At 61.2% G+C, this 25,066-nt stretch carries 22 protein-coding genes and 1 pseudogene; 15 read left to right on the top strand and 8 right to left on the bottom strand.

The annotated features are described in order from the left end of the window. The first annotated feature begins 117 nt into the window (after window positions 1–117). The 6 genes from ACQR3T_RS23965 (at window position 118) to ACQR3T_RS23940 (ending at window position 6,356) form a co-directional block, all read left to right on the top strand. Window positions 118–714 (top strand): short chain dehydrogenase, encoded by a 597-nt coding sequence (locus ACQR3T_RS23965; protein WP_428695082.1) that lies wholly within the window; start codon window positions 118–120, stop codon window positions 712–714. A 318-nt stretch (window positions 715–1,032) separates the two neighbouring features. Then, entirely contained in the window at window positions 1,033–2,289 is a 1,257-nt protein-coding gene (locus tag ACQR3T_RS23960) for an aconitase X (protein ID WP_428695081.1), read from the top strand. After that, complete coding sequence (locus ACQR3T_RS23955; protein WP_428695080.1) at window positions 2,276–2,713, top strand: aconitase X swivel domain-containing protein; 438 nt, start codon at window positions 2,276–2,278, stop codon at window positions 2,711–2,713. The genes ACQR3T_RS23960 and ACQR3T_RS23955 overlap by 14 nt, the downstream gene beginning before the upstream one ends. A 381-nt stretch (window positions 2,714–3,094) precedes the next feature. Then, window positions 3,095–3,250, top strand: a complete 156-nt coding sequence (locus ACQR3T_RS23950; protein ID WP_428695079.1) for a hypothetical protein — start codon at window positions 3,095–3,097, stop codon at window positions 3,248–3,250. A 503-nt stretch (window positions 3,251–3,753) separates the two neighbouring features. Then, complete coding sequence (locus ACQR3T_RS23945; RefSeq protein WP_428695078.1) at window positions 3,754–5,223, top strand: APC family permease; 1,470 nt, start codon at window positions 3,754–3,756, stop codon at window positions 5,221–5,223. 911 nt (window positions 5,224–6,134) lie between these two features. Beyond that, window positions 6,135–6,356: a TRIC cation channel family protein gene (locus ACQR3T_RS23940; RefSeq protein ID WP_428695077.1), complete on the top strand. Its 222-nt coding sequence runs from the start codon at window positions 6,135–6,137 to the stop codon at window positions 6,354–6,356. Between the two features lie 538 nt (window positions 6,357–6,894). Here the strand turns inward: ACQR3T_RS23940 and ACQR3T_RS23935 are convergent. Next, window positions 6,895–7,107: a hypothetical protein gene (locus ACQR3T_RS23935; protein WP_428695076.1), complete on the bottom strand. Its 213-nt coding sequence runs from the start codon at window positions 7,105–7,107 to the stop codon at window positions 6,895–6,897. An 837-nt stretch (window positions 7,108–7,944) separates the two neighbouring features. Here ACQR3T_RS23935 and ACQR3T_RS23930 point away from each other — a divergent pair. Further along, window positions 7,945–8,247 (top strand): annotated as a pseudogene (locus ACQR3T_RS23930) (aldehyde dehydrogenase family protein); the annotation flags it as partial. Window positions 8,248–8,319: 72 nt separating this feature from the next. Here the strand turns inward: ACQR3T_RS23930 and ACQR3T_RS23925 are convergent. Continuing rightward, window positions 8,320–9,024, bottom strand: coding sequence for an IclR family transcriptional regulator (locus ACQR3T_RS23925; protein ID WP_428695075.1), 705 nt, complete (start codon window positions 9,022–9,024; stop codon window positions 8,320–8,322). A gap of 122 nt (window positions 9,025–9,146) precedes the next feature. Here ACQR3T_RS23925 and ACQR3T_RS23920 point away from each other — a divergent pair, with 122 nt between their 5' ends. The 8 genes from ACQR3T_RS23920 to ACQR3T_RS23885 are packed head-to-tail and all read left to right on the top strand — an operon-like array spanning window position 9,147 to window position 16,827. Then, window positions 9,147–9,674: a VOC family protein gene (locus tag ACQR3T_RS23920; protein WP_428695074.1), complete on the top strand. Its 528-nt coding sequence runs from the start codon at window positions 9,147–9,149 to the stop codon at window positions 9,672–9,674. A 33-nt stretch (window positions 9,675–9,707) separates the two neighbouring features. Beyond that, complete coding sequence (locus ACQR3T_RS23915; protein WP_428695073.1) at window positions 9,708–10,859, top strand: alpha/beta hydrolase; 1,152 nt, start codon at window positions 9,708–9,710, stop codon at window positions 10,857–10,859. Next, entirely contained in the window at window positions 10,856–12,463 is a 1,608-nt protein-coding gene (locus ACQR3T_RS23910) for an FAD-dependent monooxygenase (protein WP_428695072.1), read from the top strand. Before ACQR3T_RS23915 ends, ACQR3T_RS23910 begins: the two co-directional genes overlap by 4 nt. After that, window positions 12,460–12,684, top strand: coding sequence for a hypothetical protein (locus ACQR3T_RS23905; RefSeq protein ID WP_428695071.1), 225 nt, complete (start codon window positions 12,460–12,462; stop codon window positions 12,682–12,684). The genes ACQR3T_RS23910 and ACQR3T_RS23905 overlap by 4 nt, the downstream gene beginning before the upstream one ends. Then, window positions 12,662–13,990, top strand: a complete 1,329-nt coding sequence (locus tag ACQR3T_RS23900) for an MFS transporter (RefSeq protein ID WP_428695070.1) — start codon at window positions 12,662–12,664, stop codon at window positions 13,988–13,990. The genes ACQR3T_RS23905 and ACQR3T_RS23900 overlap by 23 nt, the downstream gene beginning before the upstream one ends. A gap of 52 nt (window positions 13,991–14,042) precedes the next feature. Continuing rightward, on the top strand, window positions 14,043–15,269 hold the full coding sequence (locus ACQR3T_RS23895) for a cytochrome P450 (RefSeq protein WP_428695069.1): 1,227 nt from the start codon (window positions 14,043–14,045) through the stop codon (window positions 15,267–15,269). After that, a complete protein-coding gene (locus tag ACQR3T_RS23890) occupies window positions 15,266–15,595 on the top strand; it encodes a 2Fe-2S iron-sulfur cluster-binding protein (protein ID WP_428695068.1) in 330 nt (109 codons plus the stop codon). Before ACQR3T_RS23895 ends, ACQR3T_RS23890 begins: the two co-directional genes overlap by 4 nt. Continuing rightward, complete coding sequence (locus ACQR3T_RS23885; protein WP_428695067.1) at window positions 15,592–16,827, top strand: NAD(P)/FAD-dependent oxidoreductase; 1,236 nt, start codon at window positions 15,592–15,594, stop codon at window positions 16,825–16,827. Before ACQR3T_RS23890 ends, ACQR3T_RS23885 begins: the two co-directional genes overlap by 4 nt. Before the next feature lie 447 nt (window positions 16,828–17,274). On the opposite strand, the gene ACQR3T_RS23880 is transcribed toward ACQR3T_RS23885, so the two are convergent. The 6 genes from ACQR3T_RS23880 to ACQR3T_RS23855 all read right to left on the bottom strand — a co-directional run bounded on the left by ACQR3T_RS23880 (window position 17,275) and on the right by ACQR3T_RS23855 (window position 25,051). Next, a complete protein-coding gene (locus ACQR3T_RS23880) occupies window positions 17,275–18,957 on the bottom strand; it encodes an AMP-binding protein (protein ID WP_428695066.1) in 1,683 nt (560 codons plus the stop codon). 106 nt (window positions 18,958–19,063) lie between these two features. Next, window positions 19,064–19,855: an enoyl-CoA hydratase-related protein gene (locus ACQR3T_RS23875; protein ID WP_428695065.1), complete on the bottom strand. Its 792-nt coding sequence runs from the start codon at window positions 19,853–19,855 to the stop codon at window positions 19,064–19,066. Further along, on the bottom strand, window positions 19,852–21,375 hold the full coding sequence (locus ACQR3T_RS23870; protein WP_428695064.1) for an acetyl-CoA acetyltransferase: 1,524 nt from the start codon (window positions 21,373–21,375) through the stop codon (window positions 19,852–19,854). The genes ACQR3T_RS23875 and ACQR3T_RS23870 overlap by 4 nt, the downstream gene beginning before the upstream one ends. Window positions 21,376–21,432: 57 nt before the next feature. Further along, entirely contained in the window at window positions 21,433–22,035 is a 603-nt protein-coding gene (locus ACQR3T_RS23865) for a TetR/AcrR family transcriptional regulator (protein ID WP_428695063.1), read from the bottom strand. A gap of 291 nt (window positions 22,036–22,326) precedes the next feature. Further along, on the bottom strand, window positions 22,327–22,830 hold the full coding sequence (locus tag ACQR3T_RS23860; protein ID WP_428695238.1) for an alpha/beta fold hydrolase: 504 nt from the start codon (window positions 22,828–22,830) through the stop codon (window positions 22,327–22,329). A gap of 610 nt (window positions 22,831–23,440) precedes the next feature. Then, a complete protein-coding gene (locus ACQR3T_RS23855) occupies window positions 23,441–25,051 on the bottom strand; it encodes an amidohydrolase (RefSeq protein ID WP_428695062.1) in 1,611 nt (536 codons plus the stop codon). Between the last annotated feature and the right edge of the window lie 15 nt (window positions 25,052–25,066).

The raw sequence follows: 25,066 nt of genomic DNA, 5'->3' as shown, positions 1-25,066 counted from the left end.
TCCGTTGCGAAGTTCGACGGGTGCCGGCGGATTTAACAGCCTCGAAACATGTGACCATTGACACCCGATCGATCGATCGATAGCGTCGCGGTATCGAATATCAGGAGGGTTCTCGTTGTGAAAATTCTTGTTGTAGGCGCTAGCGGCACCGTGGGGGCTGCTGTGGTGAAGGCCTTACAGTCCCGCCACGAGATCTTGGCAGCATCACGCTCGAGCCAACTTTCTGTCGACCTTCGTGACGAGGCGTCCATCAGGGACCTTTACGAGCGGATCGGCATCGTGGATGCGGTTGTCTGCGCGGCAGGGGGTGCACCTTTCATATCTCTGCCCAATGCGTCCGCGGCGGATTTCGAGGCAGGATTCGCTGACAAGCTGGGCGGTCAGATCAATCTGGTGCTGCACGGAATCGAGCATGTAAGTGATCGAGGATCATTCACACTTATTTCGGGTGTGCTTGCTCGCGAGCCCGTTGCCACTGGCGTCATTTCTTCCACTGTCAATGGTGCAGTAGAAGCCTTCGTCTCGGCCGCTGCTACAGAGTTGCCCCGAGGAATAAGGATCAATGCCGTGAGCCCATCGGTGCTCACCGAGTCATTAGGCGACTACGGCGACTACTTTCCCGGGTTCGAGAGCGTGTCCGCGGCTAATGTATCGCAAGCGTTTGTGAAATCAGTTCAGGGTGTTCACACCGGCCGGATTCATAGGATCGGTTAAGGGGGAGTCGAGCTAGTTTCAGTAGAGAAAAAGATTGTATTTACCAAATATATCGCGAGCTTGTGATTTTAGTTAGTGTCAAAACTGAAAGGTCGAGAAGCTCTGGCCGAAATCTTTAGTCGTAGTGGACAGAACGGGAGTCTCCATGATTCCCGTCTCCGATCAAAATTATTTCGACTATGGTCGTGTCGGTAACTATTGTGACGAGATAATCGGGAGAGTCGGAGCGTTCTCTTGAAGCCCTGCGACTGCCGATACCTAACGCACGATACGTCACCACAACGTATTCGAACGCGATACCCACAGAATGGATCGAACATGACTGAACTTGTCTTGACTGAATCGGATCAAGCTCTCCTGAATGGCGAATCCGGCGAAGGTGCCGCAGTGGCCATGCGAGTGGTGACCGCGGTGGCGCGTTCCATGGGTGCTCCGCGCCTCGTCGACATTGAAAGTGCTCACGTCGACGGGTGCTTCTATGTAGGACCCGTATCGATTGACTATGCCAGGGTTCTCGTTGAAGGGGACGCCCGAGTGAGGGTTCCAACCACCCTGAATGTGGGTCCAATCGATCAGCGGCATCCAGAACGTTGGAGCGGAACCTCTCAGGCTGCCACGAACGCGCGGACTGTTATGGGACTGTACGAGAAGCTCGGCTGCCAAACGACGTGGACTTGTGCACCTTACCTACTACGTGATCGTCCCCGGTTCGGATCGCAGATCGCTTGGGGGGAGTCCAACGCTATAGTTTTCGCGAATAGCGTCCTGGGTGCACGCACCCAACGCTACGGAGACTTTGTCGATGTTGCTGCCGCGGTCACCGGACGTGCACCATTCGCGGGGCTACACACTGATGAGGGGCGTAGTGGCGAACTTCTTATCGACGTGACTGGGCTTTCCCCTTCAGTTATCGAGCACGAGGCCTTTTTCCCTGTACTCGGCCATATCGCGGGCCAGTGGTGTGGTGGTCGTATCCCGGTCGTCGTTGGCGTGGACGCGGCCACGGAGGATGACCTCAAGGCCTTTGGTGCCGCTACCGCGTCGACGGGAGCAGTCGCACTGTTCCATGTCGTCGGTGTGACACCTGAGGCGGAGACCGCCGAGATGGCGTTTCAAGGCCGCGCACCTGTGGAAACAATCCGTGTCGGCGTCGAAGACCTTCGTCGGGGTTGGTCTGAGCTTTCTACACGCAACGACGGCTTGTTGTCAGCGGTTTGCCTTGGAACCCCACACTTCTCGATTGCGGAGTTCCATCAGCTAGCTAGTTTGCTCGATGGACGAAGCATCCATCCGCGGACTCCGCTATACGTCAACGCCGGCCGCTGGGTGTACGACTCGATTGTTGCGCAGGGCGTCGGGTCTCGGCTCGAAGAGGCGGGCGTTCAGGTCGTCACCGACGCATGTACGTACAACACTCCGATACTCGATAAGATGGAAGGTCTGGTAATGACAAACTCGGCGAAGTGGGCGTGGTACGCGCCCCGCCAGATAGGTGCAGAAGTGCTGTTTGCGGGTCTGAGCGCTTGCGTCGAATCTGCCATCGAGGGACGGGTTGTGAGCCATGCCGGCTTCTGAAGCACGTTTTGCTGCCAGGTCGCTGACCGCAGGATCCGCACACGGACAAGCAGTCAAGCTCACCGAACCTCTGAATGCCTGGGGCGAGCTGGATCCGAAAACCGGCGTTATTGTACACCAGGGCCACCCTCAGCACGGCAAATCCCTGGCAGGAAAGGTATTGGTCATGTGGGAATCCCGCGGCTCAGGTGCCAACGCTCAGGTGTTTGCCCAAGTGTGGGCGAACGAGAAAGGTCCAGTCGGGATCATATTGGCAGTACCTGACTATGTTCTGTGCGTTGGAGCAGTCGTCAGCAACGAGGTTTACGGAATCAGCTGTCCGATTGTGGTACTCGACGCCAACGACTACGACGATCTGATTGATGGCAATTACCTCACGATAGATTCCTCCGAAGAAGGCGCGACAGTCACTGTTCAGCAGTAAGAGAGCGGCGTAGTTGGCTTAGCGCGTATTCGTATGACCGATCTGCCGCGTAGATGAGTGGAGGCGTCAGCTTTACTTTCGGCACCCGCCTGGGCGAGGCGTCACTGCCCGGTGGCGTAATTCCTGGCCGCGGGTGATGGGGAGATTCAGTGCAACGATATTCACGAGTCGGACCTCTCGATCTGTAGTCGTACCACTCACCCGCTCCGCCAACCCTGTTCGATACTCATAGAGCTGAGTTCCGAATGATTCTTCCTACAAAAATTATCAAGGTACTCAAATCGGGCACATCCCGTGAAGGTGGACCTAGTGTGATCTCTATTATTTCATGCAAATTCGGCAGATCGCACAGTCCATCTGCGCTCCTGGCGAGGAGAAAAAATGGGTTCATGCGAAGTGGATCTCGAATCCATCGACGACGCAATCACGTATCTGAGCGATATCGGCGGCATCACAACGTTGCTTGTGCCGTTCTCCTTCTTTTCCGACAATCGGCCTGAGGCGGACCCGTGCAAAGCTGCCTCACCGTGGACCTGAATCAGATAGCACATTCGGCACTACCGATTCGTAGGCTCAGTCTTCGCAACTGGGAAGTGCTCGAAAACCCCAAAGCGGCAATAGTCGTCCCGCGGAATGAACGTGATCCTTGACGCTTGATGGAAATACTCTTTGAAATCGCGCCTCGCCATGAGAAATGTCTCTTGTTGTAGATGCGATTCTCTAAGAACAATAGCGGTGCAAGACTAGGCAACCGTGGACCTCATCTTTACGTCGACGAAACCATTTGACACCTTCACCGGTATCTAATGAGACGACCTGATTCACTACCAGCGCTATGGCGGATTTCCGCATTGGCTGCAATCTACCGGTGTCCTCGCACTGACGGCAACGTCATCGGTGTCGCTAACGCCGGTAATGAACTCGCCGCACAGGGTCGTGCAGGTACCGACATTGCCTACGAATCGCCGCAGCGTAACCGAAGCAGTCAACCACATCAACGTCGACTTTCCAATGTCGGCGCACGAACACCAGGAGCAACTGTGCACATCGACAAACTCGAAGCGAACCACGACCGGGCTGGTGACGAATCCGACTCCACCCAACTTCCCCGCCGTCTTGGGGTCTTCGGTCTAGCGTTCATATTCATCGCCTTCAACGCGCCCCTAGCGGTCCTAGCGGGATACCTTCAGCCAGCAATCGCATTCGGCAACGGGATCGGCGCTCCGGTGGCATTCCTCGCAGCCGGCGGACTGCTTGCGCTGTTCCAGGTCGGCCTGCTGGCTATGACCCGACACATGAAGAGCCCCGGGGCCTTCTACACGTATATTGCCGAAGGCCTCGGAAAGGCACCGGCACTCGCGGGATCCGTTCTCGCCGCGGTTGCGTACGTTCTGTTCACTGTCACCTGCCACGTTTTCTTCGGCTTGATCATGGAGACTGCGCTCGATCAAGTCTTCGGCGGACATTTGATGCCCTGGCAGGGGTGGTCTCTGGTCGGCATCGCAATCGTCACCGTACTGAATCTGCTGCGCATTGATTTCACGGCGAAAATTATCGGAATTTTCGTAACGCTGGAGATCCTCGTGGTTCTCGTCTACCAAGCAGTAGTACTGGTCAAAGGCGGCCCCGAGGGCTACTCGGCTTCATCCTTTGCACCGACCGAATTCCTCTCCGGTAATGCCGGGTTGGCTGTTCTGTTCGCAATCACCACTATGATCGGAATCGAGGCTATGGCCGTCTTCCGTGAGGAAGCACGCGATCCCGACCGCACCGTGCCACGGGCTGCGTACAGCGCAATTGGTTTCACCACAGTCTTTTTCGCACTGGCTGCGTGGGCGTACATCGTTGCCGTCGGGCCCTCGCAAGCTGTCGAGGATGCCCGCACCGCCCCGGTGGATTCGGTTCTGGGCACAGTGCAGACTTACCTAGGCAGCGTCTTCCCGACGCTGGTCTCTGTGCTTCTGGTGACGAGCCAGATAGCAGCGTGTAACTCCACACAGGCCGCTGGCGTGCGCTATCTGTTCAGTTTTGGGCAAGACCGGATCCTGCCGCAGTCGCTCGGGCGAGTGCACCACAAATTGGGCTCCCCGTATATCGCTGTGATCACCAGCATCAGCATGACTCTGATCATTATCCTCGCACTGATCACTTTCAGTGATGACGTGGTCCTGATCTACGGATCGGCTGCCGGCTACGGGACGATGTGCTTCCTGCTGGTGATGTTGGCGACCTGCGCTGCGGTCATCGTGTTTTTCCGACGCAATCCCGGCCTCGAATCCGTCGGCAAAGCCGTGATTGCTCCGGGTCTCGCCTTCATCGGATTGGGATTCGTTGTAGTACTTGCGCTACTTCACATTGATCTCATGGTCGGAAACAAGGCTGCGGGTATGGTCTTCGTCGCAATAGTGATTGCAGTGATAGCGATAGCACTTGGAGTCGCGCGTTGGTTGCGGCTCAATCGACCCGACACATACAGCCGAATCGGCCGCCAAGGGGAAATCCTGAAATAGAATTGCGAGCCTCGGCAAGGGTTCGACCACCTGGAGCCTGGGCACGGGGTGTTCCATAACGCCCTTTCCGGGCCAGGACTGTTAAACCCGTGTGGACCGATTCACGGGAACGCACTTCTCGAAACTCGGGCTTTATTGCCATCCTCATGCCGACCGCACCGTTGACGGTCCCGCGTCACTTCAATGTCGCGGGACCGTTGTCGATCTCTTTGTCCTCACGCTCGAACCGGCGCTTTGCAAATTAGCCCGTTCGGAGATCAGGAAGTGCTCGTCGCTCGTGCCGTCCGACTGGTTGGGGATGGGCCTGTACGGGTCGACCTGGTCGACAGGTGCGGTGTCGGTCTAGCCGGACGGGTCGATTTCTGTGCGTTCGGTTTCCCCGGGGTCGGCGCCCTACGGCTACGAAACCCCTGGTTCACCGATATAGAGGAGCTTCGCGATGAGTTCGCGCGACCAAAATACGAGAACTAAACGAGACACCTTCTGGTGGCAGAATTCTCGGTCGAAAAGGTTTCGATCGTCGGTACGTGCGGCGACTACTGAGATGTCTGCACCATCGGAGGCACGTTCGCCCTTGGATCTCGACGACCTCGACCTTGATGGACAGAGAGCCCTTCATCATGGGGCGGCGTTGCGTCCCGAGTCGCTCAATGCATCGCCTTATCTTTCCGGGACTGGCAAACTATCGTTTCTGATGAACCGCACGATCCTTGCGCTTACCGAGTCCTTTCCCGACCATCCCGATCTGTGGTCGGCGGTCCACAGAGCCGGCATATCGGAATCGGGGCATCGCTCCTGATACAAACGTCAGGTCCGGGGGGCGCGCTTGTCGTGTCGGCGATCCAAACAGACTTGGACCGGCTCACTGTAGCGTTCCAGAGTCGGCGGTGGTCTCGGACTGGAGTGCGCTCGTGGCAGCCTTGGGCGGCATGCTTTTGGAACGCATGTTCTCGAAGATCGACGGGGTAGTCATTGCACTTGACGCGATGACCGTGGGGCTTTACGCGGCAATCGGCATGACCAAGGCTCTTGGAAACGGTTTGCCCGTTGTCCCGTCCATCTTCATTGGCGTTGCCGCGGCCGTGGGGGATCAGCACTGCGCGAGGTCTTTCTCGGATTGCCTATCGCATTGATGCAAGTGGGATCTCTGTACGCCGTCGCGGCACTGTTGGGAACCGTCGCCTTGCTGTTGGTCGTCGGTGCGGAGGTTCAGTTGTCCAAGGTGGAATCGCATGCGCCGCGGTGACAGCCACCGTTCGAATGTGCGCCATGAAATTCGGATGGACTTTGCCGCAGCAATGCGTGTTGGCGGTTCGTCGGCGCGGCTAGCTACGCGGGCACTGCCGACGAGGCCGCTCTCACTGACGCGTACGTGCAGGGAATACAGAGAGCGACCGGATGCGAAGAATGTAGGTCAGCGCGGAGCGGGGGGCGACCCCGGTTGTCGGTGGGCCGACTAACTGGGGTTTCTGGTGTGCAGTCGTAGCAATGACCCAACTCGGTGGTAAGAGTCCGATGTTATTGGGCGGTTGGCCTTCTCGAGGGTCCTGAACCACACTTTCACCAGATTTATCCACCATGCCGAAGTGGGCGTGCAATGGAGTGTGATTCTGGCACTGTCGATGAGCCAGCCTCGTACCTCCTGTTTCTTGTGCGTCGTGTGGCTGTCCATCAACAGGTAAGCCCCTCATCTGAATCCGCTCGTGCGATGCGTTTGAGGAACACCAGAAATTCCGAATGACGGTGATGCGGCCGGTATCTTCCGGTGACCCTGCCGGTCGCGACCTTGAGTGCCGCGAACAGTGTTGGCGTGCCGTTGCGGACGTAGTCATGGGTTTGTCGTCCGGTATCCCGATCTGCATCGGCAACGTCGGTGCGGTCCACGGCCCGAATCTAGGCCTTTCGTCCACGCACAACGCGATAGGGTTCTCCGGCGGTTTCAGGTTGAGACCGACCATGTGGTGACATTCGCGACCAACACCGGGGCAGTGTAGAAACTGAATGTCTCAATGCGCCAGGGCTGAGCACTGTGTTCACGCCACACCCGCGCTACGGTGACGTGCTCGATGATCAATGGATCGGCAAGCAATCCTCCACCGCCAGATCGCTCGTTACTGTAGTCACAATCGACTCGCGATCGAACAAGGGGCCTGACTCGCAATAGATCGAGCGGCCCGTGCGACTTCCTCCTTCATGAGCTCGAGCTAAGCACTTGCCTCGACGTTGCAGACACTCACGCTGGATTCAGGAGAATCCGGTCGCCACGGAGCGATTGGGGCTGCGACGCCGACTGCGCCGACAGTGATCTGCCCGTAGGAAACCGCAACGCCGTCGTTGCGTGCAAGGCAGACGTCGTCGGATTCTCCCTCACGTGCCGGTTGGCCGGCGAGGAGCGCTCTCCCTCCGGCACCCAGAGTCAATGGTGTTCGGGTACCTGGGTGGTATGCGATATAAAACTGGGTAGTTGTCGGCTCGGCAACCTAAAATGCCACGTGCTCTTCAAACTTCCTGAACTATGAGAAATGATGTAGCGGAACACGTATCGGCCAACAAGCGTAGGGCAGAGAATCGGAGCCAACAGTGGACAGCGCGGTCCGAGAGTGCTCATACCTTCACCGCCGCGGCGAACGTGCAGGCGTGTAGTTTCCCGCGGAAGTTTTGACCAGGTTCGACCCGACAGCGTCCCCTTGTGGGAAAATGATCGGGATCACTCCGACTGTGTACCGATTGGAGTCCGAAGACAAAGCGGTCGAGGTCGCAGACGACAGGCCCTCCGGGTTTGGTTCCTGCGTCGTCACCACCAACCGTAAGCAGGCGGTGCGAGTCGCTGACAATCTCCACGCCGGCATGGTGTTTGTCGACGTCGTCGGTACGGAGAGTGCCGAGTTGACTTTCGGAGGCGTCGAACGTTCTGGTTCAGGTCGAGAACTCGGTAGATACGGCGTGGACGAGTTCGTCAACAAGAAGATGTTCTGGGTTTCTTTAGCGGCTATCGGAATCTCTGATCCCTCATTTCCTTCGTGAGGTGGTGACAGTCTCCGTCATTCTTAGAACGGTTCGAGACCTGTGGCCGGTGGGCTGAATCGTGGGCGGCGGTCACAGTTCATCCGCGATCGACCGGGCAGCCCGACCAACCTCGGCCTTCATGAGGTCGACGTCGGCACCCGCCTCGACGTTGAATACCCCCACGCTCGCTTCAGGTGAATCCGGTCGCCACAACGCGATAGGGGCGGCGACACCGACTGCTCCGGCGGTGACCTGGCCGTAGGACACGGCGACACCGTCGCGTCGGGCAAGACGAACCGTGTCAGATTCTCCGTCACGCGCGGGTCGGCCGGCCAGGATGGCTGTTCCGCCTGCGCCTCGGTGGAGTGGTGTTCGGGTCCCGGGGCGGTAGGCGATGTGGAAGTCGGTCGTTGTCGGCTCGACCACCTGAAGTGCGACGTATTCCTCGCCTTCTCGGACAGTGAAGAACGCAGTCGCCGCACATGTGTCCGCCAGCATGCGTAGCGCCGGTCGGACTGCACCTTCCAATCGCGGAATCCACGACCCTGCCAGCGATACCGCCGCCAGACCCAGCCTGTAGCCACCACTGGCTGCCTTTACCGCCAATCCGTGTTCTTCGAGGGTCCCCAACAATCGGTACACCGCCTGTCGATGTAAGCCGAGGTTGCCGGAAATTTCTGAAACGGACACCGTGTCGGACTGTGCGGCAAGATATTTGACCACCTTCAAGCCTCGGTCCAGAGTGAGCGACCGGTCGTTGGGCGTGCGGTTCTGTAGGTCCGTCGGATCGTTCACGAGCACCACCCCTTACCAGGTCACAAAACATGACGCACATCGGCGTTGACACCAGTTGTGTCTTGTGTCACTGTAATTGTCACAATAGTAAACCACGGTATCCGATTATGTGTCAAGGAGTCATGATGAATCTGACCGGACCGGCCTCGTTGAACCACGTCGCCTACCCCACATGGGACTCTGCCGCGACGTACCGCTTCTACACCGAGGTACTGCGGTGCCCGTTCGTCGCAGCGATCCAACTAGACGAAGTGCCCTCGAACGGCGCCCCGACACCGTTCCTGCACACCTTCTACGCGCTCTCGAACGGCGGCTGCGTCGCGTTCTTCGAGGTCGACGAGCTTGCACCCTCCATCGACGACGGCGTGCCCTCATGGATCCGACACCTCGCCCTCGACGTCGAGTCCGTCGAATCCCTGACGCAGTGGCGACAGCACTTCCTCGACCACGGAGTCGAGCCCGTCGGAATCGTCGACCACGACGGAACGTGGATCTCGCTGTACGTCTTCGACCCGAACGGCGTCCGCATCGAACTCACCGTACAAACCCGACCCCTCACCGAGTCGGATCGCACCGACGGCCTTGCCGCGCTCCGTGACTGGTGCGCGGCGCGAGGCCAAAGCCTCGACCTCGAAGACGCCCGGATCTAGCCCCCACACCGACCGATACTCGGAGACGATCACATGGCACAACGCGACCTACTGGCAATCCCCGCACAGACCACCGAGCGGGTGGACATCTACAGCGGTGTGGCACGACTGGCGGCGACGCTGTGGGCCACACGCTGGCAGGCGAACCCGACACCGAGCGACACCGTCGTCCTCATCGTGCACCCCACCTCGAATTTCATGGGGCACTATGCACTGGAACCGCTCGCCGAAATGGGCGTCGACGCAGTCGGATTGACCACCCGGTACATCGGCAACGACACCGCCCTGACCATGGAGAACTGCGTCATCGACATCGGAGTGGCCATCCGCCACCTCCGCACCCTCGGTTACGCGCACATCGTCCTGGTCGGAAACTCAGGAGGCGGTGGGCTTGCCGCGCTGTACCAATCGCAGGCCGAGAACCCAACAATCACGAGTACGCCCGCAGGAGACGGCCCCGACCTGACCCGCGCAGACCTGCCCGCCGCCGACGCACTGGTCCTGGCAATGGCGCATCCGGGCCGTGCCACCGTCTTCACCGACTTCCTGGATCCCTCGATCGTCGACGAATCGGACCCGTTCCGCCGCGACCCCTCACTCGACATGTACCACCAAGACAACTCGCCCCCGTACACGAGCGAGTTCCTCGCCCGATACCGGCGTGAACAACTCGCACGCAACCGACGCATCACCGCGTGGGTGCGAAACCAGCTCGCTTGGCTGGCCACCGAGGCACCCGTCGGCCCGGCCGGAATATGCGTGGACGATCTCCCGTTCGTCGTGCACGGAACGACGGCGGACCCCCGGTTCCTGGACCTGACGATCGACGAATCGGACCGAGCGGCGACGACCCTGTGGGGTGATCCCTGGGTAGCGAACTTCCAACCCGCCACGCTCGGGCACCTGACCAGCCTGCGCGCATGGCTCAGTCAGTGGAGCATCGACGACAGCCGCGCCAACGCCCCCGCAGAACTCCCTCACGTGTCGGTTCCAGTCCAAGTCATCTATGGCACCGCCGACACCGCAGCATTTCCGTCACATGCCAAGTCTATGTACGACGCCATCGACCACGACCGGCGCGAACTCGTGGCGATCAGAGGAGCAGACCACTACTTCCGTGGCCAGCCAGACCTTGCCCGAGAAATGTGTGACCACATCGTGCGATGGGCCAAGGACACCGCATGAGCAGGGTCCTCGTCGTCGGCGCCGGCCCTACCGGGCTCGTTACCGCACTCTCGCTGGCGCGCAGCGGAATCGGCGTCGACATCGTCGACACCGCGCCGGGCATCGGAGAGGGGAGTCGAGCACTCGGCCTGTCCCGACGAACTCTGCAGATCCTCGGTTCCCTCGGCACTGTCGGCGACCGGTGCATGCAGGAGGGCCTGCCGTGGCGCGGTTCCCGCAGCTTCTACCGCGACACAGAAGTGATGACACTCCCGCTCGAGGACGACGGCACCGAAGCCTTCCCCGCCATGCTCAACCTCGCCCAACATCGAGTAGCCCAGCTGCTCGTCGACGAACTCGGCTCCGTCGCAGACAATCCCGTTACCGTTCAGTGGTCGACGACAGTAGAGAGCATCGACACCTCTGACAACGGCCCGGTCCTCGTACGCACCCGCAACGGTTCCCGGTCGTCCACCGGACACTGGGACTGGGTCATCGGATGCGACGGACCTCGCAGCACCGTGCGACGCGAGATGGGACTGGAACTCGAAGGGGAAAGCTTCGACAGCCGCTTCGTCATCGTCGACGTCAGATTCCCCAGCCGACATCCCGCCGAGCGCCGCGCATGGTTCGACCCACCGTCCAATCCCGGATCGACCGTCCTGATGCATCGTCAACCCGACGACGTGTGGCGGCTGGACTATCAGCTCGACTCCGGCGCGATCACCAGCGACACCGATATCACGACCAAGGTCTCCGAACACCTGCACTTCATCGGCGAACGCGGCGACACCGAGCTGGTCTGGTCCTCGTCCTACCAAGCGCGCGCACTCACCGCTCCCACCTACCGCAGCGGACGACTGCTGCTGGCCGGCGACGCCGCGCACCTGATTCCTATTTTCGGTATCAGGGGCATGAACTCCGCAATCGAAGACGCACACAACCTCGCATGGAAGCTCGCCCACGTCATCACCGCAGACGGACCCGACACCCTTCTCGACACCTACTCCACCGAACGAGTGGCCGCAGCTCGAGAGAACATACGCCTCGCCACCCGATCTGCTCGCTTCATGGCACCCCCGTCCACTGCCCACCGCGACGTACGCGATGCACTCCTCCAGCTCGTTGCCGCCGGCCACACAGTATGGAGCTCGGTGATCAACCCGCGGCAAACCAGCATGGTCGGATACGTCGACTCCCCGCTCACCGCGACCGGCGCATTCACCGGACGCGGCCCCCAACCGGGGGAGGTCTACACCGACGGCCCGATCAGCACCAGAGACGGAACATCGCACTTCCTCAGCGACCGGCTGGGGCGAACACCGACGCTACTATGCTTCGAACCCGACGTGACGCTGGCGAAGACGATCACCGACATCTTGAACGACATCGTCGGACCCGGGCCGCTCCGGGCCCTTGCGGTCGAAACGGCAACTTCTCCGTCGCGCAACACGTCGGTCATGATCGCCTTTGACCCGTCAGGCAAGACCCGATCGAAGTGGGACAGCCACCCCGGGGACGTACACCTGATCCGTCCCGACGGACACCTCGCCGGTAGCTGGAACAACCCGACGAGATCGACACTTGCCCAAGCTGTCTCACACCTGAGAACGGCGGCAGTATGACCCTCACCGACGAAGCACGAGACGATATCTTCTTCGCGCTCTCCGACGCCCACGCCCACACCACCGCGTCCGATCCACACTTCCTTCTTCGTCTGACCTTGCTACTCGCCTCCGACGTCGGTGATCGGCGCCTGGTTCTCGAACGAATCCAGCAGGCACACGCGAGCGCACCCCATCCTGCAACCGATACGGAGCGTCATGAGCACAGACAAGCTCGATAGCACACCTGCACAATCGATCTCGACGTCACTACCGACGCAGTCGCAACGCCGCAGGGTCTTGGCGGCCAGCTTCATCGGGACCACGATCGAGTGGTACGACTTCTTCATCTACGGAACCGCAGCGGCCCTCGTCCTGGGCCCACAGTTCTTTCCCTCCGCGTCCCCGCTCGCCGGCACCCTCGCTGCGTTTGCCACGTTCAGCGTCGGGTTTCTCGCACGCCCTCTCGGCGGAATCATCATGGGCCACTTCGGAGATCGAATCGGACGCAAGGCAATGCTCGTCACGTCCCTGATGATTATGGGCGTGGCGACCGTGCTGGTCGGTGTCCTGCCCAACTATGCATCGATCGGACTCGCAGCACCGATTCTGCTCGTCGTACTGCGCCTCGCCCAAGGAATCGGCGTCGGCGGAGAGTGGGGCGGCGCAGTGCTGATGGCCGTCGAATATGCCCCTCCCGCGCGCCGCTCCCTCTACGGCAGCGTCCCCCAGATGGGCGTCCCCGCCGGCATCATCTTGTCCACCATCGCCTACCTCGCCGTCGGACGCTTTCTGACCGAGTCCGCCTTCGAATCGTGGGGATGGCGGATTCCATTTCTTCTGAGCGGAGTTCTCATCGTCGTCGGGCTGCTGATTCGACTGTCGATCGCAGAAAGCCCGGAATTCACCGACGTCAAGCGGCGCGGCGACGTCCGGCGAAACCCCCTCAAGGACGTCCTCACCGGGCACTGGCGTGCCCTGGTGATCGGTGCCGCGATTTCGGTCGCCTCCACTGCACTGGGATACCTGGTGCTGGTGTACATGCTTTCCTACGGCACCACGCAACTCGACCTGCCGCGAGAGCTAATGCTCGAAATGATCCTCACCGGGGCAGCCGTCTGGCTCGTCGGCATCCCGCTGTTCGCCGTCCTGGCCGACAGAATCGGCCGCCGCCCGGTCTTCCTCGGCGGCGCCGCCCTCGCCGCTTTGTGGGCCGTGCCGTTCTTCGTATTGGTCGATTCCAGAAGCGTCCCGTCCATGATCGCGGCGTTCGCCGTCGCCACGGCCGCCGTCGCCGCGATGGCTGGACCGCAAGCCGCCGTCATTGCCGACCTGTTCCCGCCCAGCCTGCGCTACAGCGGAGCGTCCATCGCCTACCAAGCAGGATCGATCGTCGGCGGCGGAGTCGCACCGATCGTCGCAGCCGCACTCCTCGCCACAACGGGCACCTCGATGTCGATCGCGGTGTACATGATCCTCGCCGCAGCGATCAGCCTGATCGCGGGCGGATGGATCCGTTCCAAGACAAGGATCAAACATGATGCATGACAACGCAATTCGGCAACACGAATCGGCACAGACAACCGAGAGGATGACCACAGTGACCGACAGTGCCACCACCGCGACTGCACCGGTGGCCGACTGGGTCACCATCGTCGACCTCTACACCGACCCGTTCCCGATCTACCGCAGAATGCGCGAGGAATCACCGGTCCACTGGGTTCCCGCAGTCAACCGATACCTCGTCACCGGATACGACGCCTGCCACACAATCGACAACGATCAAGAAACGTACTCAGCTGACGAAAGCGGATCGCTGATGAAACGCGCAGTTGGACATTCCATGCTCCGCCGCGACGATCCACGGCACCTCGACGAACGCAAATCGTACGGTGGCGTCCTCAAACCCCGAGCCATCAAACAACATTGGAACCAGATCTTCGACGAGAACTGCCGCGTGCAACTCGACCGACTGCTCGCGATCGGACCGGGCGCAGACCTCGTATGGGATTTTTGCGCCCCCTACGCGGCAGAGAATCTCCGGCAAGTGATGGGTCTGGTCAACGCAACCAACCAGGACCTGCAACGCTGGTCGCAAGCCATGATCAACGGAGCCGGAAACTACTCCGACGACCCGCTGGTCTGGGCCGAGTCGGAACGGGCCTTCGACGAAGTCGACACCGCCCTGGACGAAATCCTGCCGCTCCTTCGCCGCAATCCCGACCACAGCCTGCTCTCACAGATGGCAGCCTCTCCAATAGCCATGGATTCGATCCGCGCCAATATGAAAATGACCATCGCGGGCGGAATCAACGAACCCCGCGATCTGCTCGGCATCGCGGTGTGGGGACTGCTGACACGACCGGAACAACGCGCACTCGTCGCCGCGGACCCCGCCCTCTATTCCCTCGTGTTCGACGAAGCGGCCCGCTGGGTTGCACCCATAGGGATGTACCCGCGAGAGACCACCCGCGAGACCGTCCTCGGCGGCATCGAACTGCCCCGCGGCGCACATCTCGGTGTCGTCGTCGGAGCTGCGAACAGGGACCCCTCTGTCTTCGAGAACCCGAATACCTTCGACATCACGCGAGAGAAGAAGCCCCACCAGGCGTTCGGCGGTGGAACTCACTTCTGTGCAGGAGCGTGGGTCGCCCGTGCCTCAGTCGCCGACGTGGCGTTACCGCACCTGTTCAACGTAATCCCTACCCTCCGACCACACCCCGATCGCCCCGCACGAGAGGAAGGTTGGGTCTTTCGCGGCATGACCTCGCTGCCCGTCGACTGGGACAGATCGACCGTCCCCGCGTTCCCTGGCAGCCCGTCGTGACCACGGCACGTTTCCACCACCCCGACGGTACTGTCGACCACGTCGCGATCGATCCGCGCGAATCGTTGATGAAAGCCGCTGTTGCACAAAGCGTCACGGGAATCATCGGCGAGTGTGGCGGCCGCGCGATGTGCGCAACGTGCCACGTCCACGTGTGGGCCGACCAGGCGAACCGGCTACCCGAAATGACAGAAGACGAAGACGAGATGCTCGACGCAGTCTGCGACCAACGAATCGAGGGCAGAAGCCGCCTTGCCTGCCAACTGACCGCAGGAACCGATTTCGACGACATCGACGTCGACGTTCCCTCCGGGACGACGTCATGACCGGCGTGAGCCAGATCGTCGTCATCGGAAACGGGCACGCAGGCGTTCAGGTGGCGGATTCGCTTCGCCAACAGGGATACACCGGCGCACTGACCCTGATAGGAGATGAAGACCACGCGCCGTATCAGCGCCCCCCACTCTCCAAAGAGCACCTCAGCACCGCGACATCACCGGACTTGGCCCCGCTGCGCGGCAGCGACCACTACGACCGCCACGGCGTCACACTCCACCTCGGAACCCGCGTCTCCGACATCGACAGGTCACGTCACGAGATCCGCACAGGCGCAGGCGAAGTACTCAGATACTCCAAACTCATCTTGGCCACCGGCACTGCCGGGCGAAAGCTCGATGTCCCCGGACGATTCCTCGATGGGGTGGTCGAGCTCAGAACACTTTCTGATGCGCATGATCTCCAGCACCGACTCGGTCCGGCGAAAAAGGTACTCATCGTCGGTGCCGGCTTCATCGGTCTCGAGGTCGCCGCAATGGCCCGCGCACGAGGTCTCGACATCACCGTCGTCGAACCCAACGCAGCGCCACTGATGCGAGCGCTGTCCGGTATCACGGCGTCGCATCTCGCACGCGAACTGCAAGCTCGTGGAGTGGCATTCCGGTTCGGCGAAACAGTGACCGCGTTCGAAGGACGAGATGGGAAAGTCCGTGCGGCGCGCACTTCGACCGACGAAAGAATCGACGCCGACCTGGTACTGGTGTCCATCGGCGTCACACCCCGCACCGAACTGGCCGTAAAAGCCGGTCTCGAAGTACAGAACGGGATCGTTGTCGACGCGACCTTGACGACCAGCGATCCCGACATTCTGGCAATAGGGGACTGCGCCAACCATCCGAGCGTTCACATCGACGGCCCGGTACGAATCGAGTCGGTGCAGAATGCAACCGATCAAGCTCGAACTGCCGCCAAGACAGCGCTCGGCAGACCATCACCTTACACAGCGACCCCGTGGTTCTGGTCGGACCAAGGCGACACCAAACTTCAGATAGTCGGCATCGCATCGCCGGACGACGAATCAGTACTTCGAGGCGACGTCGACTCGGGCAAATTTTCGGTATTTCGCTTCCGCAACGATCGGCTTACGGCTGTCGAATCAGTCAACCGTTTATCGGATCACATGGCTGCCCGGCGTCTCCTGCAAGCCCACCGTGGCATCAACCGCGCTCTAGCAGCGAACCTCGACTTCGATCTCAAGGGTTACTCGAAGACCGGCGAATAGGGGCAGTTCCTGTCCGCGCCTGGGTCCGCTTACGGTTCGAACGTTCGTGGGCAGATGGCTGCCAGGTTGCGGCAAGTGTGGTCACTCCCGCGCTGCAGAATTGCCGATGATGGGGCGAGGCCCAACTAGTCAGGCGATCGGCTCAGTCGGACCTTGATTCGAGGAGGCCTCAGTCTTGGGCGCAAACAGCGCGTCGCTGATGTCTGGGCCAAGGTCATTCGCTGGATGTAGTGCGCTTCGGTGACCCCCGTGTTGGCGCGTCCCAGCTGAACCCGATTTGCTTCGACCCAGTCAGCACTTTCACCAACTCTATTGTGCTGCGTTACGTTCGGCGGTCGAATCGGCGGGGCGGCGGACGTACATGTTGCGGCTGTCCCATTGTCAGGGAACGAGCAACAAGCGGATCGGATTACCGATCTTCTTGTCCAGTCGATGCGCCCGTGCCCGTCAGCGGAGTGGTTCAGCGCTGCTGCCGCGGGTGTCGGTCATGGCGGCCAGCCGCTGCCGCACCACTTTCCCGGTCGCATTTCGCGGTAATTGCTCGACAAAGACGACGTCTCGGGGCACTTTGAATCGCGCCAAGTTTCCGCGAACGTAGGCTCTTACCGCATCTGCGTCTACCGTGTCGGCCGCAACAACGTACGCCCGCAGTCGTTTTCCAAATTCCGGATCGTCCACTCCGACCACGACTGCCTCGACTATGTCCGTGTGTCCCGAGAGCAGGTTCTCGACCTCGAGGGGGTAGACGTTCTCCCCGCCGGAAACGATCATGTCGTCGTCGCGGCCGTCGACGAACCACAGCCCATCGGCATCGAAGTGGCCCATGTCCCCGCTGGAGAGCATGCCGTCGATAATCTCCTTCTTCCTGCCATCTGTGTATCCACCGAAACTCGACGTGCTCTTGGCAAATATCCGTCCGACCACCCCGGGGCGGTCGATGATCGTGCCTTGGTTGTCGAACAGAGCGACCCGACAGCCGACAGGTGGTCGACCGACGGTTCCCAGGGCTTGCGCCAGATCGGCAGGGGTGGCAACCAGCGCCACTGCCACTTCCGTGGACCCGTACAGGTTGTGAAGCACGTTGCCGAAATGCGCGGCAGCACGTACGCCCAAGTCGGTAGGTAGTGCGGACCCCGCCGACAGGATGATGTGCAGCGACGATGTGTCGTAGCGGGCTAGCACATCCGGGCCCAGATCGATGATTCGCTGCAGCATGGTCGGCACCAATATCAGGGCGTGGGCTCGGGTGCGCTCCACCGACGCCAGCGTTGATTCCGCGTCGAATCTGCGATGCAACACCACCGTTCCGCCGAGTGCGAGCGTCAGGATGAACTGCGACAGCCCCGTCCCGTGGAAGATCGGTGCCACCATGACCGTCGTCTCGTTCCGAGCGAGAGGTACCCGATCGAGAAACGCTGCGGATTGCAATAGCGAAACATTGCCGCGAGGAGCGCCTTTCGGCGTACCGGTCGTACCACTGGTCATCAAGACGAGCCCGCCGGGTTGCTTCGGCCGCGGCAGTGGCGCGCTGGAATTCTCAGCGATCAGTCCGTCGATGTTCGGCCTGTCCGTTCCGTCGCTGCGCGCACCCTCTGTCGAAACCTGATCGATCTCGGGCGGGAGAGCGTTTACGAGGGCGTCGAACTCGTCGTCGTATAGCACCACGCTCACACGTTCTCGTGCGACCACATCCACGAATTGCGGTGCGGCGAAACCGGTATTCATGAGCGCCAGTCGGGCACCGACTTTCGCGGTGGCGGCGATTGCGAGCACCATTCCTCGGTGATCGCGGGCAACGAGCGCCACTACACTGCCTGAGCCGACGCCACGTGCGGCCAACGCTCTGGCCAATGCGTTCGAGCCGCTGTCGAGGCCGTGGTAGGTCATCGGTCCGCGGTCGTCGATGATCGCTGTGGCGTTCGGGTGCAGCGCTGCGCCATGCTCGATAGCACCTGCGACCGGCCCTAGCGCCGATACCGTGCGGCTTGCCCTCAGTGCACGGTCGAGGCGGAGCGGATGAAACAGACCGCGTGCGCGCAGCACATCGACTCCACGCACGGCGTCGACGACCGAACTCATCGATGACCGCGCCCGTTCGACCGCCTGGCGTCGCACCGGCTTCGCGTTCATCACAGCTCGATCAACGTGCCGAGTATCTCGGCGGTCCCGTCGCCGATACGGAGAGCGTGGGGCGTGTCCCACGAATCCGTGACGGCGATATCACTCTGTGGCCCAGTCATTTTCCGCTCCAGATGGGAGCGCGCTTCTCCATGAATGCCATGATTCCTTCGAGGGTGTCGGTCGAGGTGCTCAAGCGCGCCAACGCCTCCTCGGTCAGGCGCCAGTACGTATCTTCCGACGGCACAGCACCGTCCACGATTCCGCGCGCGACGATCTTGGTTGCCTGTACGGCCAGTGGTGCGCATTCGGCAATGGTGTCGGCGAGAGCGAGAGCTGTGTCGACGACGTCGGCGGCGGGGACAACCCTGTTGATCAAGCCCCACCGAAGTGCATCGTTCGCGGACAACGGGGCACCGGTGACCAAAAGCTCCATCGCTACGGCGCGCGGAATGGCCTCGGTCAGCCGGAACACGCCGCCAGCTCCGGCAATCAGGCCACGCCGGACCTCGGGCAGGCCGAACGCGGATGTGTCGGACGCGACGACGAGGTCGCCGGCCAGAGCAAGTTCGGTTCCACCGCCGAGAGCGGTGCCGTTGACAGCACAGACGATGGGCTTGGTGATCGGATGTCGCACCACCCCGGCGAATCCCCAGTGTGCGGTGTCAGCCGGAGTGACGCCTGCGGGTCCCAGGGTGCCCAGTGCCTTCAGGTCGGCACCCGCGCAGAAGATCGCACTTCCGGCCCCGGTCAGCACCAGTGCTCGAACGGAATCGGTCGCTTGGGCGGTCTCCCACGCTGCGCCGAGGAGTTGATGCACCTCGGCATTGATGCTGTTGGCCGCGTTCGGTCGGTTGATCGTGACAAGCAGTGTGTGTCCGCGCTGCTCGGTGAGTACGACGTCGGTCATGTGTTCGCCTGTTCTTCGAGTTCGACAGTGAGTAGTCCTCCGCGATCGATGACGCGGACCGGTGCCCCTACCAGGCTCCGGGTCCCTTCTGCGGTGTACGCGACGAGCGCTGCCGCGTCATCGGAGTTCGTGTGTCCGGCAATCCGTCGCCCGTCCGGTGTCTGCGCGACGATGAACCCGATGGAAGGCTCGCCGGTGCGGTCGTATTCGATTGTTGCGGTGATGATGTCAGCGGAGCCGGTGTAGTCGCGGGTGAGCGAGTGGAGTTCGGCGGGGACGTCGTGCGACGTCGGATCACCGATGTAGCCGTCCGCGTGCGGTTGCCGGGACAGCAGTACGGCGTGTTGGTACGTGAGGTAGCCGCCGTTCGCATGAACCATGGCCACTTCACGGGCGTCATGGTGTCGTAGTGTCCGCGTGACTTCGACAACGGAGTGCAGCGAGTAGCTGCTCAGGGGGCCTCCGAAGAACGAGTGGCCGCCGAGCACGCTGGGCACGGCATCCGCAGGGAGTCCCAGCACACCCACCAGCAGCTTCGGCACCACGGGAAAGCAGCAGTAGGAATCGACGATGGACAACTCGTCGCCGCCCAGGCCGGCGCGCGTCAAAATGCGCTCGGTCGCAGATCGCATAGCGGGGGAGTCTCCGAACGTTTTGCGCGCCAGCACATTCGGATCTTCATGTGCACCCGCACCGCCCCACACGTAGACAATGCGGTCCTCGGCGACGCCGTGATCGCGAGCAGCGGCCAGCGAGCACACCACGACGGCCGCGGCCTGATCGACGAACGGCATCGCATTCATCGCGAGCGGGTAGGCGTCGCTGACGAGTCGGTTATCCGGCCCCGGGGTTGCGATGTCCTGAGCAGTTCGGGCGACCGGCGACCACGCCGCCGGATGAGATGCGGCGACGTCGGAGAACGCAGCGTACAACCGAGCAGAACTGGCTCGTGTCTGTGCCGGTCTCTCGCCGAGGCTCGCGCCGTGGCTGTTCTCGAAGAGTGGGTACACGCGGGTGGGTGTGATCGTTCCGGCGCGCTGCATATCGGCGGTGCCCAGTTCGGTTGCATCGAAGGTCGGCGGGCCCCCGGGCGCGGTGGTCCAGCCCACCGAGGCCGGATCTGTGCCTGCTTTGTTCAACGTTTTGAGCGATGCCTGCGCCTCACCTCCGACGAGCAAGGCCACTTCGGCCGAACCGGCTGCGATGTCCGCGCCGATACGGTCGAGCAGTGCGGCCGGCCAGTGGCCACCGACACTGCTCGTGAGAGTCCGAGAAACGTTTGCGCCCAGGCGTTTTCCGATCAGTGCGGGAAGATCGGCGTAGTTCCAACTGCTGGTCTTGATCGCGTAGACGGTGTCGACGGCAGCGTCGAGGCCTGCCGATCCGCAATCTGCCAGAGCGGCGGTGACTGCGTCGGCGATGAGCTCGAGTGGTTCGCGCGGATCCTGCGGATTGCCCGCTCGTCCGTGCCGGAGGTCACCGACTCCGACGATCACCGGGATTGCTGAAGGGTGGGGCATGCATGTGACTCTATTACAGACGCTGAATGTCTGTAAATAGCGCTGATCGAAATATTCCTAATGACCGATGGCGCGCAGAACTGTGTCGACCACGAGTACGGAGTACTCGGCTGGGCTCGAGGCGGAGGCCGAATCGTGGGCCCGAGAGAACAGCGAATGACTGAGCACCGCGCCCGTCACCAACTCGAGAAGGAGTGTCGTCGACGTGCTGGCGGGAAGTTCGCCGCGCGTCACAGCCCGATCGACGATCTGACGGGCGGTCACCAAACGACTCTGGTTCAACGTGTGCGTCAGATGCGCCAACAGATCCGGGTTGACCATCGCATCGAGCGTGACCCGCAACGAGACCAACCCGGCGAGTTCGGCGTATCCGCGGCTGAGTTGCGTCGACAACTCGATCAGGTCTGCGCGTACCGTGCCTGTATCGATGGGAGTCGAGAGCGGCGAACGTTCTTCGAGAGCCTGAACCAGAAGCGTCTCCTTGGTGTCCCATCGGCGGTAGAGAGCAGCCCTACCCACCTTGGCGCGGCGAGCCACCGCATCGAAGGTGAATCCGCGCCAACTGGTTTCCCAGTACACCTCGAGGACCGCGTCGTACACCTTCGCTTCCATGTCGGCATTTCGCGGCCTGCCGGGTCTCCTCCGTTGCATTTCCACCATTCACTCAGTCTTGCACCCCGAAATCGATCTGCGATTTCGACGTGGACGGTGTGCGGGCGCGCCGCGGCATGTTTGGTCGCGCCTGCGACCACCCGCGTTCGACCGTCAGTCGATCGACGTCTTCTGCGCCAGAATTCACGCTACCGCGTCACTCGTGACCCACGCATAGGCCGCGGGATCCGTCACCGGAAGGTCGTGGTCGGCGTCCACTTTCGATGGTGTGCGCGTCCAGGATGGATGCGACCTCCCGCTGCAGAGCAGGCGGACAGACGCGGTCTCGTTGCAACACGGTCACCACGCACGGACTGGACACTCGACGGTGACGATTGCCGGTCCGCCTAACGGCCGCCCACACCGTGCTCGCGCTGTGGACACAATTGGACGACATCTGCTCGTCGATCCAATCCCATCGCGCCCACTCCGCAGCGGTTCGGCTTCCGCTCGCGCGGAAGTAGCGGAGCGGGAGCGACCGCGTCGCCGCCTCGAGACCGAGCCGGTGCACGGCATGCAGAGACACAGAAATGCTCGGTCGCGGACATTCGCTCCGTAGCGCATCGCGGATGCCTGGACGACGATTCCCGAAGTTCGAGCGGGATGGCGGTCGGCGAAGGTCATCGCACAGATCCCACCGAGCGAGTAGCCGCACACGATCACCTCGGGCAGCCCGAGCCGATCCAGGACAGCGACGATGTCGTCCGCGACATCGTCGAACGCGAAGGCTTCCACCGACAACCCGACTCCATGATTGGGAAGGTCGAAAACGATTGCGGAACAGGACTGATCGAGACTCTTGATATTTATTGTTCGACGTCCAGCGTCGGCCCTTCGGCGGTATGTTCTTTCGATGTCACCGTGAAGTCGGGAGACCCGTCCTTATGAACCCTCCCCTGTCAATGAGCAGGCCGAGACGGGCGACACATCGATCCGTAGTGACCCTAATCGCGCACTGCATGTGCCGGTATCCCCCTGCATTTCGAGACTTGTCGTATTGCCCAGTACACAGGCCGACTACGCCCGCACAGCCGGCGTCACGAGCGGACGACGATGCCGGCCGGGCACCCGTATTCGGTCCGCTACTGCATAGCCCCGTCATCTGATCCCAAAGCTGCGTAGTCCCCAGGCAAAGCCTGTGAAGGCAATGGTGGTAGACCAAGCGATCGCGACGATCCCGTCGACAAATTTTGTTCTCTCCCGAGCAGTCGGGAAGTACCGTCGCTGAGCGCAACTTCGATCTCAAGAGTTACTCGAAGACCGGCGGATAGGGCCGCGGACCAGAACGGTCGACGGTGCGGAAACTCAGCATTGCTCGGCACTCTGCTCGGAGATGTTGCAAGCGTAGGAGCAGCAAGAAACCCGGACGGTTCACAGTGCTGGCGGTGCGATATTGGTAAAGAATATCTGATCCCTACTGCTCCGTTCTCTGAGCGACGTCAACTCGGCGATGTTCTCCAACGATAAACTGCGCTTGGCCGTCGATGATGGTGGCAACGACCGAATTTGCGGCTTGAGCTTCCGCGTTCAGTAGTAGGGGATTTGATGCCAATACCGTGAAGTCTGCTCGGTAGCCGACCTTGATCGTGCCTTCGGAATGCTGACGTCCCGCAGCCATTGCGGCGTGAGTGGTGTATCCCTCGTATGCCATGAGGGCTGTGAGGGCCTGTTCGGGTTGAACGGGGTCGATGTTTGGTTTCGCGACCGGTCGACGCAGCTGGGAGTCGGCCATCATTGCGCGGGGATCGACCGGGGTGACAGGCCAATCCGATCCCAGTGCAAGTGTCACCCCGATGTCGCGGAGGTCCCTGCAGCGCCATCCGTGTGATGCTCTCTCGTCGCCTACGCGGGCGGACCAATTGTCGGTTCGGTCGGCGCGTGTGTGGTGCGTTGCATGAATGGGCTGCATGCTGGCTACGACACCGAGCCTTGCGAATTCGTGGACCAGGTCGTCGGGGATCGTCTCGATGTGCTCGATCCTGTTCGGAATATTCGAGCCCGATTTCTCGGCCCCACCGATTGCGTCCAAGACGTAGCGCACCGCGGCGTCACCGATAGCGTGCGTGGCCGTCGGGATTCCCATGCCGATGAAATAGCGGACCGCCCGTTGATAAGTTGCCGGATCGTTCCAGATTGCTTCGGTGTTCTCTCCGTGAATATCCGGCTCTTCGAGCCACGCTGTGCCGTTGTCGATAGTGCCGTCGATCATGAATTTGATGCCCTCGACGTGCCAGCGTCTTCCGTGAAGACCTTGCAGATCGAGGAGGTCTTTCCATTGGGCCTCGTCCATATCCGGTGTGCACATCGGTGAAAGCCGCAGCCTCACCGGCAGATCGGCTGTCCGCTCTATGGCTTCGAGGATGTCGCGACTGCCCTCCACGAAATCCATGACGTGGCCGCCGGTGAGACCGACGGAGGCCATCTTCCGCAGCTGTGACAGAACAGCCGCCGTTGTTTCCTCAAACGTGGTTCTGGGGAGGCATGATTCGATCAGGGCCATGGCACTGAGCTCGAGCAACAGTCCACTCGGTAGGCCGTCGTCGGCCAAGTCGACCGACGACTTGTCGGCAAACGTCTCCCGCCCGGTGATAGCGGCCAACTTGAGCGCGCGGGGACTGACGATTGCGGAGTGAACATCTCTGAGCCGCAGATAAACTGGTCGGTTCTCCAATGTCTCCTCGAACGGGCGACCGCTCATCGGCCCATCGAAAACATTGGGATCCAGGCCCCAGCCGAGCACCCATTCGTCAGGACCGACCGGTTCGCTTTCCTGCAGACGCGTCGTCACGCTCTGCATCGTGTCCAGTCCGGTCAGATCTACCCCGATGGCCATGCTCGTCACACCCCAAATCGGATGTACGTGAGCATCTGTCAACCCGGGAAGAAGTGCAGCGTCGCCGAAATCCACCACGTTGGTGTCTTGGCCGATCCACTGTTCTACGTCCGACGTGGAGCCCACGGCGACTACAGAGCCGTTCTTCACGGCGACGGCCTCTGCGCGTGGCCGTTCGGGGTCGAAAGTCACCACAGGATTTGCTCT

This window comes from Rhodococcus sp. IEGM1428, assembly GCF_050321865.1.
In the GTDB taxonomy this organism is placed as follows: Bacteria; Actinomycetota; Actinomycetes; order Mycobacteriales; family Mycobacteriaceae; genus Rhodococcoides.
The sequence above is the reverse complement of the archived record's forward strand: the minus strand, read 5'-3'. Positions and strand labels throughout refer to the sequence as shown.